Raw genomic sequence first — 16,477 nt, 5'->3', positions numbered from 1 at the left:
AACGGAACAAGGAATCGCTATGGACTATGCAACTCTCAAGCTGATCTGGTGGCTGCTTGTCGGCGTGCTGCTGATCGGCTTCGCCGTCACCGACGGCTTCGACATGGGCGCGACCGCGCTGCTGCCGTTCCTCGGCAAGACCGACGAGGAGCGCCGCATCATCGTCAACACGGTCGGCGCGACGTGGGAAGGCAACCAGGTGTGGCTGATCACGGCCGGCGGCGCGATGTTCGCGGCCTGGCCGCTCGTTTATGCCGCGTCGTTCTCCGGCTTCTACTTCGCGATGCTGCTCGTGCTGTTCGCGCTGTTCTTCCGGCCGGTGGGCTTCGACTACCGCAGCAAGCGGCCGGACCCGCGCTGGCGCGCGGGCTGGGACTGGGGCCTGTTCGCCGGCGGCTTCGTGCCGGCGCTCGTGTTCGGCGTCGCGTTCGGCAACCTGCTGCAGGGCGTGCCGTTCAAGTTCGACAGCGACCTGCGCGTGACCTATTACGGCAGCTTCTGGGCGCTGCTGAACCCGTTCGCGCTGCTGTGCGGGCTCGTCAGCCTCACGATGCTCGTCGCGCACGGCGCCGCGTTCATCAAGATGAAGACCGACGGCGTGATCGCGCGCCGCGCATCGATCGCGCTGCGTGTGGCGTCGTTCCTCGCGGTCGTGCTGTTCGTGCTGGCCGGCGTGCTGATCGCGTCGTATATCGGCGGCTTCCACATCACGAACGCCGCGCCGACCGACACGGTCGCGAACCCGCTGCTCAAGGACGTCGCCGCCGGCTCGGGCCTGTGGCTCGCGAACTACGGCGAGTTTCCGTGGATGATCGCGGCGCCGGTCGTCGGGATCGCGGGCGGCCTGCTGGCGCTGCTGCTCGCCGGCTCGAAGCAGGAGAAGACGGCGTTCTTCTGCACGGGCCTGATGATCGTCGGCGTGATCCTGACCGCCGGCTTCTCGATGTTCCCGTTCATCATGCCGTCGTCGCTCGACCCGCGCAGCAGCCTGACCGTGTGGGATTCGACGTCGAGCCACAAGACGCTGCAAGTGATGCTGTTCGCGGTGATCGTGTTCCTGCCGATCGTCCTGATCTACACGGGCTGGGTGTATCGCGTGATGCGCGGCAAGGTCACGCACCAGACACTCGAAGAGAACAATCACTCGATGTATTGAACCGGGCCGGGGCGCACTGGCGCCCCCGCCCACCGTTTCGCAAGGAGTCGGATCATGTGGTATTTCAGCTGGATTCTCGGTATCGGCGTCGCGCTGTCGTTCGGCATCGTCAATGCGATGTGGCTCGAAGCGCGGCAGAAGACGCAGGAAGCGCCCGCGCGCGTGCGCCGCGACTGACGCGTGACGCGTGCGGCGGATCGCGCCGCCGCCGTCCGGAACTAACCTCGCTTCGCGCGAGGTTTTTTTTCGTGCCGGCCGCCCGGACAGGTGTCGCACGCCGATGCCAATTTAGCGCCAGATTGATACCACTTGAATACCAATAAAAGGTTTCATAAGATCGTTGGACACGGCCGCTGACAAGCCGAATCCTTCTGGGTGGGGGAGACATGCGAATCCCGTTTATGGCGCGCGCCTGCGCGTCGTGTCGCCGGGTGGAGGCCGGTTGCCGTTCGGCGGCACCTGTCGTCGCCAGCGTGCGCGGCCGGACGAACATAGCCGACCGCGGCCGCTTCGCCATTGCGGCCGTTGCCGCGCGCCGCCGATGAACGCGCGTACGCCGCCCCGCCAATCCGATCGGCACGCCTGCCCGCCTCCCGTTCCGTAACGCACGCCCTCGCGTGCCGAAAGCGCGCGGTGCGGCCGCATCGCCCCGCACGCTGGCATCTCCCGCAGCTCCACTGAAAGACCCGATCGCAGCGACGTCACCCCACGACGCCGCCACGCCCCCTTTTTTCTCAGGAGTTCGAATGAAGCGCATCTTGTCATCCCTCTTTGCCGGCGCGCTGATCGCAGCGCTGTCGCCGGCCGCGATCGGCGCCCAGCCGGCGTCGACCGCGTCCGGCGCAACCGCGGGCATCGCGCAGCCCACCGCGCAAGCGGCCAGTCTCGCGGCGCTGCTGTCGAACGGCCTCGCGTTGCGCGTCGCCGTCGACAACAACCACGCAGCCGCGGCCGGCGTGCCGTGCGCCGATCTCGGCGCCGACGGCGCGGCCTGCGCGACGGGCCGCCTGATCCTGCAGAACCGCGGCCACCAGGCGATCACCGACGGCGGCTGGAAGCTCTACCTGCACAGCATCCGCCGCCTGCTGCGGATCGACCGTCCGGGCTTCGCGCTGCGGCGGCTCACGGGCGACCTGTACGAGTTGACGCCGCAGCCGGGCTCGGTGCGGCTTGCGCCGGGCGAGCGCATCGAGCTGCCGTTCGTCGCCGAATACTGGCTGCTGCGCTACAGCGACCTGATTCCGCGCCCGTACGTCGTCGTCGACGGCGCGCCGCCCGCCGTGCTGCGCTACAACGACACCGACGACGAGCTGCGCTACGTCGAATCGCTGCCGGCCGACGCGCAGAACAACTCGACCGGCAATGCGCCGCCGGTCGCCGCCCGGCCCGACGCGAGCCGCGCGCTGCCGAGCGTGAAGCGCGAGCAGCCGCTGCCCGGCACGCTCGACCTGCGCGGCGTCGAGTTCGCGTTGCCGAACCTGCCGGACGCGCAGGTCGCGGCGCTGCGCGAGCGCGCGACGACGCTCGGCCTCGACGGCGCACGCGTGCCCGTGTGGGGTGCCGTCGCGCCGCGCCGGCTGCCGGCCGACATCGCGACGCCGGGCGGCTACCGGCTCGCGATCGGGCCGCGCGGCGTGTTCATCGAAGCCTACGATCGCGCGGGCCTCTACTACGGCGTGCAGACGCTCTTCTCGCTCGCGCCGGCCGGCGGCGGCCCGATCCCGGCGATGCTCGTCGAGGATGCGCCGCGCTTCACGCATCGCGGGATGCACGTCGACCTCGCGCGCAACTTCAAGCACCCGGCGACGCTGCGCCGCCTGATCGACCAGATGAGCGCGTACAAGCTCAACCGCCTGCACCTGCATCTATCCGACGACGAAGGCTGGCGCATCGAGATCCCCGGCCTGCCCGAGCTGACCGAGATCGGCTCGCGCCGCTGCCACGACCCGAGCGAGACGCGTTGCCTGCTGCCGCAGCTCGGCTCCGGCCCGGACAACCGCTCGGGCGGCGGCTACCTGACGCGCGACGACTACGTGGCGCTCGTGCGCTACGCGGCCGCGCGTTTCGTCGAGATCATCCCGGAGATCGACATGCCCGCGCACGCGCGCGCGGCCGTCGTGACGATGGAGGCACGCTACCGCCGGCTGCATGCGGCCGGCCGCGAGCAGGAAGCGAACGCATACCGGCTGCTCGATCCGCAGGACACGTCGAACCTGCTGACGGTGCAGTTCTACGACCGCCGCAGCGACCTGAACCCGTGCGTGCCGGGCGCGCTCAATTTCGCGTCGAAGGTGATCCGCGAGATCGCGGCGATGCATGCTGACGCGCAGGCGCCGCTGCACACCTGGCACTACGGCGGCGACGAGGCGAAGAACATCCTGCTCGGCGCGGGTTTCCAGCCGCTGAACGGCACCGATCCGAACAAGGGCCGCATCGATCTCGCCGCGCAGGACAAGCCGTGGGCGCGTTCGCCCGCGTGCACGGCGCTGCTCCAGCGCGGCGAGATCAAGTCGATCGACGAACTGCCGACGCGTTTCGCGCAACAGGTGAGCGCGGCAGTCAACGCGAACGGGATCGACACGATGGCCGCGTGGCAGGACGGCATCAAGCATGCGAACGGGCCGCAGGACTTCGGCACGCGCCACGTGATGGTGTCGCTGTGGGACACGATCTTCTGGGGCGCGTCGGACAGCGCGCGCGACCTGAGCGGCAAGGGCTACCTGACGGTGCTGGCGCTGCCCGACTACCTGTACTTCGACTTCCCGTACACGCTCAACCCGCGCGAGCGCGGCTACTACTGGGGTTCGCACGCGACGGACGAGTACAAGGTGTTCTCGCTCGCGCCCGAGAATCTGCCGCAGAACGCCGAGGTGATGGGCGACCGTGACGGCAACGCGTTCGAGGTAACGGGCACGGGCCCCGCACCGCGCCTCGAAGGCATGCAGGGGCAGGCATGGGGCGAGGTGATGCGCAACGACACCTTCCTCGAATACATGGCCTACCCGCGGCTACTCGCGCTCGCCGAGCGCGCGTGGCACCGGGCCGACTGGGAGCTGCCGTACGCGGCCGGCGTGCGCTACAAGCGCGGCGATACGCATCACGTCGACACGGCCGCGCTGCAGCGCGACTGGGCCGGTTTCGCGACGCTGCTCACGCAGCGCGAATTGCCGAAGCTCGACCGCGCGGGCATCGGCTACCGGAAGCCGACCTTCACGCTGACGAACCCGTGAACGGTTGAGCGGTTGAGCGATGCGGACGAACGCATCGCGCAATCGCCCCGCCAAAGCAAAACGGCTTGCGACGCATCGCAAGCCGTTTTCGTTTCTGCCGGCCGGCCCGAACCCGCAGCGCGGGTCCTGCCGGCCTTATTGCGTCATGCCGGTTGCGCAGCCGCGCCGCCTGCCGCCGGCGGCAGGCGCGCGCCGAGCTGTTCGGCATAGCGTGCCGCCGCATTGCCGCAGACGATGTGGAACGTGTCGAGCGACACCCACGCGACGTCGAGCGTGCCGAGACGATCGCGATCGACCGCCGACGGATCGCGCACGACGACGCGCAGGCGCGTGGTCGCGACCGCGTCGAGCGACGCGACGTTGGTCGCCCCGCCGAACACCGCGAGCCAGCGTGCCGGCTCCGGATCGAGCGGCCCGGCGGCCGCGCCCGTGACGGGCTGCGCCGCGGCGGCCGTCGCCGTCGACGCCGCGCCGGTCGCACCGCTGCCGATCGCGGTACGCATCTCGTCGGCAATGAGGTCGGCCTCGGGCCCGATGATCACCTGTACGCTGTTGCCGCCGCGCTTGAGCACGCCGCGCGCGCCGATCGACTTCAGTTCCGGCTCCGATACCTTCTCCGGATCGACGACGGTCAGGCGCAGGCGCGTCGTGCATGCGTCGACGACCGTCAGGTTGCCCGCCCCGCCGAGCGCGGCGATGTAGCGCTGCGCGCGCGGTGCAGCCGATGCGGCGCCCGCAGCCGGCGCGACGAAACCGCCCGATGCGTACGATTCCGCCGCCGCGTCGGCCGATGCCGGCTCACGGCCCGGCGTCGCCATGTTGAACTTGCGGATGAAGAAGCGGAACAGCCCGTAGTACGCGGCGCCGTATGCGATGCCGAGCGGAATCGCGATCCAGCCCTTCGTCGACAGCCCGTAGTTCAGCACGTAGTCGATCGCACCGGCCGAGAACGTGAAGCCGAGCTTCACGCCGAGGATCTGGCAAATCGCGAGCGACAGCCCCGTCAGCACCGCGTGGATCACGTACAGCACCGGCGCGAGGAACATGAAGCTGAACTCGATCGGCTCGGTCACGCCGGTCAGGAACGACGTCAGCGCCATCGAGAACAGCAGGCCGCCGACCATTGCGCGGCGCTCCTTGGGCGCTTCGTGCAGCATGGCCAGACACGCAGCCGGCAGCCCGAACATCATGATCGGGAAGAAGCCGGCCATGAAGGTGCCCGCGGTCGGATCGCCCGCGAAGAAGCGGTGCAGGTCGCCGTGCACGATGTCGCCGCCGGCGGGCGGCGTGAAGTTGCCGAACACGAACCACGCGAGCGAGTTGATGATGTGGTGCAGGCCCGTGACGAGCAGCAGGCGGTTCAGGAAGCCGAACACGAACGCACCGATCGCGCCCGCCGTCGTCAGCCACTGGCCGGCCGCGTCGATCGCATGCTGGACCGGCTGCCACACGTACCCGAACACGATGCCGAGTATCACGCAGACCAGCCCCGTGATGATCGGCACGAACCGTTTGCCGCCGAAGAACGCGAGGTAGTCCGGCAGCTTGATGTCCTTGAAGCGGTTGTACAGCAAGCCCGCGACCACACCCGCGATGATCCCGGACAGCACGCCCATGTTCAGCTTGGGATCGATGTCCTTCATGATCGCGGTTTCGATCAGGTAGCCGATCGCACCCGCGAGCGCAGCGACGCCGTTGTTGTCTTTCGCGAAGCCGACCGCCACGCCGATCGCGAACAGCAGCGGCAGGTTGTCGAAGATCGCACCGCCGGCGTCGGCGATCATCTTGATGTTGAACACGTCCGGCTGGCCGAGCCGCAGCAGGATGCCGGCAACCGGCAATACCGCGATCGGCAGCATCAGCGCCCGGCCCAGGCCCTGTATTTTCAGAAACGGATTCCCGTTCATTCAGTCCTCCAATCCTTGTCTCGTCGTTAAGCGTCGTTGACCTAATTGCTCTCGTAGTGAAACGGGTCGCGAGCCTGCCTTCGACGTTCAGTCGAGCGGCCAGACCTCGCGGCTTGCTGCCCTTACCGCCTGTGCCGAATCGAGCGCGAGCAGATCCTGCGCGCGCTGACGGCACATCTGGTAATCGAGACGGCGCACACGCGCCTTGATGCCCGGCACCGCTACCGGGTCGACCGACAGTTCGGTCACGCCGAGGCCGACCAGAATCGGCACCGCGAGCGGATCGCCGCCGAGCGCGCCGCACACACCGACCCACTTGCCGTGCTTCGCGGCGCCGCGCACCGCGATGTCGATCAGGCGCAGCACGGCCGGATGCAGGCCGTCGGATTGCGCGGCCAGATCGGCCTGGCAGCGGTCCATCGCGAGCGTGTACTGCGTCAGGTCGTTGGTGCCGATCGACAGGAAATCCGCGTGTTGCGCGAGCTGGTCGGCCAGCAGTGCGGCCGACGGCACCTCGATCATCACGCCGACCTCGATCGGCTCGGTGCGGCCCTGCGCGCGCGCGAACTCGTCGATGCGCTTTCTGAGCCGCACGATCTCGCCCGCGTCGGTGACCATCGGCAGCAGGATGCGCACCGCGCCGAACGGCTTCACCGCGAGCAGGCCCTGCAACTGATCGTCGAGAAGATCCGGGCGCACCTGCGCGAGGCGGATGCCGCGCAGGCCGAGCGCCGGGTTCGGCTCGGGCGGCAGCGTCAGGTAGTCGACTTCCTTGTCGGCGCCGACGTCGAGCGTGCGGATGATCGCCGTGCGGCCCTGCAGCGCGTCGACGATCGACTGGTAGCTCTGCTGGTGTTCGACGACCGTCGGCGCGGCCTGGCGATGGATGAACATCAGTTCGGTGCGCAGCAGGCCGACCGCGTCCGCGCCGTTGTCGACCGCGGTGTTCGCGTCGTCGAGCGTCGCGATGTTCGCGGCCACCTCGATCGCGCGGCCGTCGGCCGTCACGGCGGCAACGCCTGCCAGCTGCCGGTTCGCTTCGCGCACGCCGTCCAGGCGCTGGCGCTCGTGCCGCGCGCGTTCGACGTCGAGCGCGGTCGGCGCGTGTTCGAGACGGCCCGCGCTCGCATCGACGACGACCTGCGTGCCGTCCGGAATCGCATACAGCGCATCGCCGACCGCGACCAGCGCCGGGATGCCGAGCTGCCGCGCGATGATCGCCGCGTGCGACGTCGCACCGCCGCGCGCCATCACGAGCGCGGTCACGCGCTGGCGATCGAGCGACGACAGGTCCGACGGCGTGAATTCCTCGGCCGCGAGCACGGCCTCGTCGGGCAGCGCACGCGCCGCGCCGTTCGTGTGACCGAGCGCGCGCAGCACGCGCTTCTCGATGTCGCGCAGGTCGGCTGCGCGTTCGGCGAGCAGCGCGTCGTCGAGCTTCGACAGCGTGTCGATCTGCGTGCGGATCGTCGCGCGCCATGCGAAGCCCGCGCCCTTGCCGAGGCTGATCAGGTCGCGTGCGGCGTCGATCAGCGTCGGGTCTTCCAGCAGCACGCGATGCACCGCGAAGATGCCCGCTTCGCCGACCGCGCCGCGCGCCGATGCGCTGCGCACCGTTTCGTCGAGTTCGGCATCGACTGCCTTCAGTGCCTGGTCGAGCTGGCGGCTTTCCGTGGCCGGCGTGCCGGCTGCCTGCTCGGGCGGCACGATTTCCGCATCGTCGAGACGCACCAGCGTGCCGACCGCGATGCCGGGGGCCGCACACACGCCCGCGAGCGAGTTCGGGTCAATCGGCGCGCCGACGTTGCGCGCGACCGTCTGCGGCGCGGGCGACCTCAGCCGTGCCGGCTTTTCCTCGACCTCGCCGTGCGCTTCGCGCAGCAGTTCGTGCTCGACCGCATCGACGGCCTGCTGCGCATGCGCGCCGCGGCCGACCAGTTCGACCGTCGCGCCTTCGCCGGCGCCGAGGCCGAGCAGGCCGACGACACTCGCGATCGACGCCTTGCGGCCGTCGAACAGCACGTCGACGGTCGCGTCGAGCCCGCGCACGGCTTCACGCGCACGCGCGGCCGGCCGCGCATGCAGGCCGCCCGGCTGCGCCAGCACGATTTCGCGGCGCACTTCGTTGTGCGCCGCCGCGCCGGCCTGCGCCGCTTGCGCGGCGGCTTCGCCCTTGCCGCGCAGCGCGAGCAGCGGCGTCTCGCCGGCCGTCGCGAAACCGCTCGCACGGTCGACGACCTCGAACGCGTCGGAATTCGCGATCGCGATCACCGACACGAGCGAATGCGCGCTGCGCGCGACCGCGTCCTGGTCGAACTCGATCAGCAGATCGCCCGCCTCGACGCGCGCGCCGGCCTCGACGTGCGCGGCGAAGCCCTGCCCGTTCAGCTCGACGGTGTCGATGCCGATGTGCAGCAGCACTTCCGCGCCTTGCGGCGTCGTGATCGTCACCGCGTGGCCCGTGCGCGCGAGATGCGACACGATGCCCGCGCACGGCGCGACGAGCTTGCCCGCGAGCGGGTCGATGCCGATGCCGTCGCCGAACATCCCGCCGGAGAACACCGGATCGGGCACGTCGGCCAGCGGAACGATCGGCCCCGTCAGCGGGGCAAGCAGGACGATCTGATCGTGGGTGGGGCTCTTCAACTGGGACTCCTCGGCGCGTCTCATCGGCTGTCTCGGCTATCAGTGCGTTTCGGTGACTTTGTTCAGGTGGCGCGGCGTGTCGGGATTGCGGCCTCGCGCGACGGCGAGATCCGCCGCCATCACGTAGAACGAAAGAATGGCGGCGATCGGGTCGAGCGCCGGATGGGCGGACTGCGCGAGCGGCAGCACCGTGCCCGACAGGCCGGGCGTGCCGGCGGGCGCCGCGAGCAGCACGGCGGCGCCGCGTGCGCGCATATCTTCCGCGAGCTGCAGCAGGCCGGCCTGCTCGGGCCCCGGCGGTGCGAACACGAGCAACGGATAGTCGCGGTCGATCAGCTCCATCGGGCCGTGACGGACTTCGGCGCTCGAGAACGCCTCGGCCTGGATGCCGGACGTTTCCTTCAGCTTCAGCGCGGCTTCCTGCGCGATCGCGAGACCGAGGCCGCGGCCGATGACGATCATCCGCTCGACGCCTGCGAGCGCGGCAACGGCCTGCGACCAGTCGAGCCGGCCGGCCTGCGCGAGCACGTCGGGCAAGCCGCGCAGCGCGGTCATCAGCGCGGCGTCGCGCTGCCAGTAAGCGACGATCTGCGCGGACAGCGACAGCATCGCGATATAGCTCTTCGTCGCGGCGACCGACAATTCGGGGCCGGCGAGCAGCGGCAACTGGTGCTCGCACGCATCGGCGAGCGGCGACGGCAGCACGTTCACGGCGGCGACGGTGCGCGCGCCGGCTTCGCGCAGCGCGGCCATCGTGTTGACGAGGTCGGGGCTCTTGCCCGACTGGGAGAATGCGATCGCGAGTTGATCCTGCACCTTCAGCGGCGCCTGCTGCAGCGTCGCGACCGACATCGGCAGCGACGCGACCGGCACGCCGAGGCGGCTCATCGTCAGGCTCGCGAAATAGCTCGCGGCGTGATCCGAGCTGCCGCGCGCGACCGTCAGCGCGACGGCCGGCGGGTGATCGAGCAATTGGCCGGCGAGCGCTTCGACGCGCGTGGTATCGGCGATTTGCGCGGCGACGACCTGGGCGGACTCGCGCGCTTCCTTAAGCATATTCGACAATCGATTCTCCTTCGACATAGGTCGCGGTGAGGTTCAGGTCGCGATCGAACACCGCGAGGTCGGCCCATGCGCCGCGCTCGAGGCGGCCGCGATCGGCGACGCCGAGGTAGTCGGCCGCATAGCGCGACATCCGGTTCGATACGTCGGCGATCGGCAGGCCGAGCGACACGAGGTTGCGCAGCGCCTGGTCCATCGTCAGCGTGCTGCCGGCGAGCGTGCCGTCGGCGAGCCGCACGCCGCCGAGGCACTTCGTCACGTGCTGGCTGCCGAGCCGGTATTCGCCGTCGGGCATGCCGGTTGCGGACGTGCTGTCGGTCACGACGTACAGGCGCGGGATCGCGCGCAGCGCAGCACGAATCGCGCCCGGGTGCACGTGCAGCAGGTCGGGGATGATTTCCGCGTATTCGGCATGCGCAAGCGCCGCGCCCACCAGGCCCGGGTTGCGGTGATGCAGCGGCGACATCGCGTTGAACAGGTGCGTGAAGCCGCATGCGCCGTGCTTGAGCGCGGCGACGGCGTCGTCGTAGGTCGCGAGCGAGTGGCCGAGCTGCACGCGCACGCCGCGCGCGGCCATCTCGCCGATGATCTCGATGTGGCCGGCGATTTCCGGCGCGAGCGTGACGACGCGGATCGGCGCGATCGACAGGTACTTCAGCACTTCGTCGAGCACGGCCGACACGGCCGCGTCGGGCTGCGCGCCGAGCTTGCCGGGGTTGATGTACGGCCCTTCGAGGTGCACGCCGAGCACGCGCGCGCCGCCCGGCGTGCGGGTGCGCGCGACGCTGCCGAGGTTGCCGACGACTTTCATCAGTTCGTCGCGCGGCGCGGTCATCGTCGTCGCGAGCAGGCTCGTCGTGCCGAATTGCGCGTGCGTGCGGGCGATCGTCTCGATCGCGTCGCCGCCCTCCATCACGTCGGCGCCGCCGCCACCGTGCACGTGCAGGTCGATGAAGCCGGGCAGGATGTACGGCGCGTCGTTCTTCGCGGGATCGGCGGGCGTACCGTCGAGCGTGGTGATGCGGCCGTTCTCGCTGTCGAGCGAACCGTGAATCCAGCCGTCGGGGGTGAGGATGTTTCCAGTCAGCATGACGTTCTCTTGATGATCTGGTGACGCGGGCATCCGCGTCGTGATTTGCAAATCCGTGTCGTTGCTTCGCGCATGTCGCGCGCGGGCAGTCTCGCGCGTCAGCGTTTCAGTTCGGCGACGAAGTCGTAATAGTCGTCGCGGCAATACGATTCGGTCACTTCGATCGCGCGCTGGTCGGCACCGTAGCCGATGCGCGTGATCACGAGCAGCGCCGCGCCCGGCTTCACCGCCATCCATTTCGCGATCTCGCGCGTCGCGTTCACCGCGCGAAAGTGCTGCAGCGCGCGCACGACGACCATGCCGCGCGCTTCCAGGTATTCGTACAGCGATGCGCCGAGCGCCTGCGGATCGGGCACCACCGCGGCCGGCAGCGTCGAATGCTCGACGGCCATCACGATGCCGTCCGCGCGGCGCAGCCGTTCGAGCCGCGCAACCGTCGCGCCCGGCGCGAGGCCGAGATGCACGATCTCGTCGCGGCTCGCGGCGCGCAGCCTGCGCGACAGCCACACCGAATCGGGCATGAAGCCGCGCTGCTGCATCTTCGCGGTGAAGCCGACGAGACGCGACAGCGGATCGGCAACGCGCGGCGTGATGAAGCTGCCCGCACCGCGCGCCCGCGTGATCAGCCCCTGTTCGACCAGCAGCGCGAGTGCGCGGCGGGCCGTGATCCGCGATACGCCGACCGACACCGACAGCAGCCGCTCCGACGGCAGCGCCTCGCCGGCCCGCCACGCGCCGCCGTGAATCGCGCTCGCCAGGTTGCGGGCGAGCTGCAGGTAGAGCGGCGTGTCGCTGAGGGGATCGGGCGCCAGTTCGGACCAGCCGGTTTCCATGTGCCTCCGGGTGTCGGACGACGACCTCGGGCCGTCGAAAGTGAACGCATTATATAACCACCATAATACCAGTCAACGAACTGGTATTAGCGGCGTGAAAATCGCGGAAAGCCTTGCTGCGCAAGCGTTTTAGCGCCGGGAAATCCTTTGTTTACAATGCTGTTCGGGATAGGGATTTACCCGAGGTGGTATGCAAGGGGACAGTTCCAGTGCCCGGTTCAGCCAGGTTTCGGGTGCGAATATGAGACCGGAATAGAACCAGTTGAGCCGACTGGTATGCATCGTGGGACGAAGCGCCGCGGGCCGGCGGCACGCGTCGGGGGAGTCAGTGGAATTCGCGGCTCGACGTGCGCAGGCCGCCGAGCAGCGGCGTCAGATCCTCGAAATGCTGCGCGACGAGGTGCCTCACGTCGCTCACGACCTGCCACACGCCGGACGCTGCGAGCAGCCGCGAATCGAGGGTTTCGCGGCGCTGCCGCGCGAGCAGTTCGGGCCGGACGATCACGTTCACGCAACCCGTTTCGTCCTCGAGCGTCATGAACATCACGCCTTTCGCGGTGCCCGGCATCTGCCGCGCGGTCACGAGCCCGCACGCGCGTGCGAGCCGGCCGTCGGGGCGGTCGCGCAGTTCGGCCGCGGACGACAGCCGCTGCGCGCGCAGCGCGGGCCGCAGCAATGCGACCGGATGGCGGTTCAGCGTGAGGCCGGTGGTGTGATAGTCGGCGAGGATGTCGTCAGCCTCCGACGGCGCGCCGAGCGCGGGCTTCTCCGCTTCGTCGATCGGCGCGGCGGCGAGCAGGTCGCGCTCCGGCGCCGCGGCGACAGCCTGCCACAGTGCATCGCGGCGATGGCCGGCGAGCGTCGCGAGCGCGTTCGCGGCGGCGAGCGCTTCGAGATCGCGGCGCTCGAGCTGCGCGCGACGCGCGAGGGTGTCGACGTTCTCGAACGGGCCCGCCGCGCGTGCGGTTTCGATGCGGCGCGCGGCGGCTTCGCCGAGGCCGCGCACGAGCGACAGGCCGAGCCGCACGGCAGGCTGGCCGTGCGGCGGCGGCTGGCCGGGCAGCGCTTCGAGCGATGCTTCCCAGTCGCTTTGCGTGACATCGATCGGCAGGACCTGCACGCCGTGGCGCTTCGCGTCCTGCACGAGTTGCGACGGCGGGTAGAAACCCATCGGCTGGCTGTTCAGCAATGCGGCGAGAAAGATCGCCGGTTCGTGGCATTTGAGCCAGCTGCTGGCGTAGGCGAGCTTCGCGAAGCTCGCCGCGTGGCTTTCGGGGAAACCGTAATCGCCGAAGCCCTTGATCTGCTCGAAGATCTGTTCGGCGAATTCGGGCGGATAGTCGCGCTCGCGCATCCCGTCGACGATCTTGCGGTGATATTGCTCCAGATTGCCCTTGCGCTTCCACGCGGCCATCGCGCGACGCAACTGGTCGGCTTCGCCGGGCGTGAAGCCGGCCGCGATCATCGCGACCTGCATCACCTGCTCCTGGAAGATCGGCACACCCTGCGTGCGTTCGAGCGCGGGCTTCAGATCTTCCTTCGGGTAACTGACCTTTTCGATGCCCTGCCGCCGCTTCAGATAGGGATGCACCGCTCCGCCCTGAATCGGCCCCGGCCGCACGATCGCCACCTCGATCACCAGATCGTAATAATTGCGCGGCCGCAGGCGCGGCAGCATCGACATCTGCGCGCGCGATTCGATCTGGAACACGCCGACCGTGTCGGCGCGGCAGATCATGTCGTAGGTCGCTTCATCATCCTGCGGAATGTGTTTCAGCGTGAATGGCTCGCCGCCCGGCTCCGGCGGCCCGCGCCACGCGGTGCGCATGTCGAATGCGCGATGCAGCGCCGACAGCATGCCGAGCGCCAGCACGTCGACCTTCATCAGTCCGAGCGCCTCGAGATCGTCTTTATCCCACTGGATCACGCGCCGCCCGTCCATCGCCGCGTTCTCGACCGGCACGAGCCGCGTGAGCTTGCCGCGGCTGATCACGAAGCCGCCGGAGTGCTGCGACAGGTGGCGCGGAAAATTGAGCAATCGCCCCGCCAGTTCGGCCCATGCGCGAATCAGCGGCGTTTCGGGATCGAGCCCGGCCGTCGCGAACTTCTGCAGCAGATCGCGGCTGCCGTCGAACCAGCGGTGCCCTTTCGCAACGCGATCGACCAGCATCGGATCGACGCCGAGCGCCTTGCCGGTTTCGCGCAACACGCCGCGCGGGCGATACGTCGATACGGCAGCGGCGAGCGCGGCGCGATCGTGTCCGTATTTTTCGTAGATATGCTGGATCACTTCTTCCCGACGCTGATGCTCGAAGTCGACGTCGATATCGGGCGGCTCGCCGCGTTCCTCGCTGATGAAGCGCTCGAACAGCATCGTGCTCTGATCGGGATTCACTTCGGTGATGCCGAGGCAGTAACAGACGACCGAGTTCGCGGCCGAGCCCCGGCCCTGGCACAGGATGTTCTGGCTGCGCGCGTATTTGACGATGTCGTAGACGGTCAGGAAGAACGGTTCGTAGTTCAGCTTCGCGATCAGGTCGAGTTCATACCGGATCTGCTTCGCCACTTTCTCCGGAATACCCTGCGGATAGCGCTCGGCCGCCCCTGCCCTGGTTTCCTGCTCCAGATAGCTCGTCGGCGTGAGCCCCTTCGGCACGATCTCGTCGGGATACTCGTAGCGCAGCGAATCGAGTTCGAAATGACATGCATCGAGAATCGCGCACGTCTGCGCGATCTCGTCCGGCGAGAACAGTTCTGCGATTCGCTGCCGCCTGCGCAGATGCTGCTCCGCGTTCGGCGCGAGCGCATAGCCGCATTCCGAGACCGGCATCCCGATCCGGATCGCCGTCATCACGTCCTGCAGCGGCTTGCATGACCGCCGGTGCATCGTCACGTCGCCAAGCGCAACGATGCGCACCCCACGCCGCGCGCCGGCCGCACGAATCTCCTCGCGTTGCGCACCGTCCAGCGCGCGCTGCAACTGCACGAGCCCCAGCCGCGCACGCTCGCCGAATGTCGCGCGAAACCATGCGACCTGAGCATCGAGTACGTCCGCACGCACCGGATACGCGGGCACGAGAATCGCGAAGCAGTCGGGCATTCCGCGCAAGTGTGCAAACGCCTCGGGCGGCACCGACAGCATCCTCGACGTCAGTCGATACGTGCCCTTCGGCGATGCCATCCGCCGCCACGAAATCAGCTCGGACAGGTTGCCGTAACCCTCGCGGTTCTGCGCGAGCAGCACGAGCCCGAACGCGCCGGGGCCCGGATCGTGGCCAGGTGCGACTTCATCCGGGGTGACTTCGAAATACGAACCGATGACGAGCGGCAGCCCTTTCGCCTTCGCCTCGACATGCATGCGCGGCGCGCCTGCGAGCGAGCATTCGTCGGTGATCGCGATCCCGCGATAACCGAGCTCGAACGCGCGCTCGACCAGTTCTTCCGCATGCGACGCGCCATGCAGGAACGAAAAGTTCGAGCGGCAGAACAACTCCGCGTAGTCGGGAAGAAACTGGTATTGCGCAGCCATCACCGCTCACCCGAACAGGCCGTGCAGAGACCAGTGCGGAGCCGACCGACTGCTCGTCCGCTCCCTGAATACCCAGTAGCACGCCCCCTCTTCGCCCTGCGCAACGTAGTAATCGCGCGCGGCCAATTGGCCATCGAACCACCCGGCCTCGATCCGCTCCGCCGACGACATCATCCTGAGCGGCGTATGAAATACCGGCCGCTCCCCGCGCATCAGCAACGGCAGCGGCTCGGCCAGCAGCCACGCGGGACGCGGCGGCACGGCCGGCGGACCAGCGGCCGGCTTGCCGGCCTGCGCATCGAGCGGCAGCCAGCGGTTCGCGGCTTCGGGCCGGTGATCGGCGACGGGCGCCGCGCGCAGCACGTTCTCCGCGCCGAGCCGCGCGACCAGCAACTCGAACAGCCGCGCGCGCGTCTCGCGCGTGCCGCCCGGCTCGGGAAACAGATCGTCGGCCGGCGGCGCGACCGATTCGACGCGCGTGGCCTTCAGGCGCACCGCGATCACCGCGGCCGGCAGTTCGACGCGCGCGAGCCGCTCGCCGAGCAGCCGCATGAAGTGCGCCTCGTCGCGTACGGGCGCGGCGAACGCGAGTTCGAGCGGCGTCGGCGGCACGGCCTGGCGGCCGCGCTCGTGCTCGAGATCGAACGTCATCGCAGCCAGCGACAGTTGCCGCGCGGCCAGCCAGCCGCAGAGCTGCACGACGAGCCGCCGCGTGGCGAACAGCACGGCTTCCGCGTATTCGACGCGCTCCGGCAATTCGAGCCGCACGTCGAACACGGGCGGCACCGCCATCCACGCAAGCGGCTCGACCGCTTCGCCGTATGCACGATCGAGCGCGGCCAGCAGCGCGGGACCGCAGCGGCGCTGCAGCCCCGCGCGCGGCAGGCGGCGCAGATCGGCGAGCGTGCGGCAACCGAGGCCGTCGAACCAGCCCGCATACGGACGCGCATCGGGCAGCAGCACACAGGGCAGCCCGTCGAGCGAGCGGACGAGCGACGCGTGGCCGGCGACGCGGCGCCGGCTG

General features: G+C 69.2%; 10 protein-coding genes. 3 read left to right on the top strand and 7 right to left on the bottom strand.

The window, feature by feature from the left end; translation table 11 throughout:
- Positions 1 to 19 precede the first annotated feature (19 nt).
- From cydB to ACNQQL_RS12765, 3 genes are all read left to right on the top strand, one after another.
- The gene (cydB, locus tag ACNQQL_RS12775) at positions 20 to 1,156 is read left to right on the top strand and encodes a cytochrome d ubiquinol oxidase subunit II (RefSeq protein WP_111016062.1); all 1,137 of its coding nucleotides are present in this window, start codon (positions 20 to 22) and stop codon (positions 1,154 to 1,156) included.
- A 54-nt stretch (positions 1,157 to 1,210) separates the two neighbouring features.
- Positions 1,211 to 1,333 (top strand): cytochrome bd-I oxidase subunit CydX, encoded by a 123-nt coding sequence (cydX, locus tag ACNQQL_RS12770; RefSeq protein WP_034179083.1) that lies wholly within the window; start codon positions 1,211 to 1,213, stop codon positions 1,331 to 1,333.
- Between the two features lie 569 nt (positions 1,334 to 1,902).
- Positions 1,903 to 4,386 carry a family 20 glycosylhydrolase gene (locus ACNQQL_RS12765; RefSeq protein ID WP_347064309.1) on the top strand — a complete coding sequence of 828 codons (2,484 nt, stop codon included), beginning with the start codon at positions 1,903 to 1,905 and terminating at the stop codon, positions 4,384 to 4,386.
- Positions 4,387 to 4,529: 143 nt separating this feature from the next.
- Here ACNQQL_RS12765 and nagE read toward each other — a convergent pair whose 3' ends face one another.
- From nagE to ACNQQL_RS12730, 7 genes are all read right to left on the bottom strand, one after another.
- Positions 4,530 to 6,293: an N-acetylglucosamine-specific PTS transporter subunit IIBC gene (gene nagE, locus ACNQQL_RS12760; protein ID WP_347064308.1), complete on the bottom strand. Its 1,764-nt coding sequence runs from the start codon at positions 6,291 to 6,293 to the stop codon at positions 4,530 to 4,532.
- Between the two features lie 87 nt (positions 6,294 to 6,380).
- Complete coding sequence (ptsP, locus tag ACNQQL_RS12755; RefSeq protein ID WP_347064307.1) at positions 6,381 to 8,963, bottom strand: phosphoenolpyruvate--protein phosphotransferase; 2,583 nt, start codon at positions 8,961 to 8,963, stop codon at positions 6,381 to 6,383.
- 15 nt (positions 8,964 to 8,978) lie between these two features.
- Positions 8,979 to 9,995, bottom strand: a complete 1,017-nt coding sequence (locus tag ACNQQL_RS12750; RefSeq protein ID WP_347064384.1) for an SIS domain-containing protein — start codon at positions 9,993 to 9,995, stop codon at positions 8,979 to 8,981.
- The gene (gene nagA, locus ACNQQL_RS12745; protein WP_072444726.1) at positions 9,988 to 11,091 is read right to left on the bottom strand and encodes an N-acetylglucosamine-6-phosphate deacetylase; all 1,104 of its coding nucleotides are present in this window, start codon (positions 11,089 to 11,091) and stop codon (positions 9,988 to 9,990) included. Before nagA ends, ACNQQL_RS12750 begins: the two co-directional genes overlap by 8 nt.
- Positions 11,092 to 11,189: 98 nt before the next feature.
- Positions 11,190 to 11,924, bottom strand: a complete 735-nt coding sequence (locus ACNQQL_RS12740) for a GntR family transcriptional regulator (protein WP_175963632.1) — start codon at positions 11,922 to 11,924, stop codon at positions 11,190 to 11,192.
- Between the two features lie 325 nt (positions 11,925 to 12,249).
- A complete protein-coding gene (locus ACNQQL_RS12735; protein ID WP_347064306.1) occupies positions 12,250 to 15,453 on the bottom strand; it encodes an error-prone DNA polymerase in 3,204 nt (1,067 codons plus the stop codon).
- Positions 15,454 to 15,459: 6 nt separating this feature from the next.
- A partial coding sequence (locus ACNQQL_RS12730; RefSeq protein ID WP_347064305.1) for a DNA polymerase Y family protein occupies positions 15,460 to 16,477 on the bottom strand: 1,018 nt, incomplete at its 5' end.

It is taken from the genome of Burkholderia sp. LFS061 (assembly GCF_047978125.1).
GTDB lineage: Bacteria > Pseudomonadota > Gammaproteobacteria > Burkholderiales > Burkholderiaceae > Burkholderia > Burkholderia pyrrocinia_C.
Note: the sequence above shows the minus strand (reverse complement) of the source record. Positions and strands in the feature narration are given on the sequence as shown.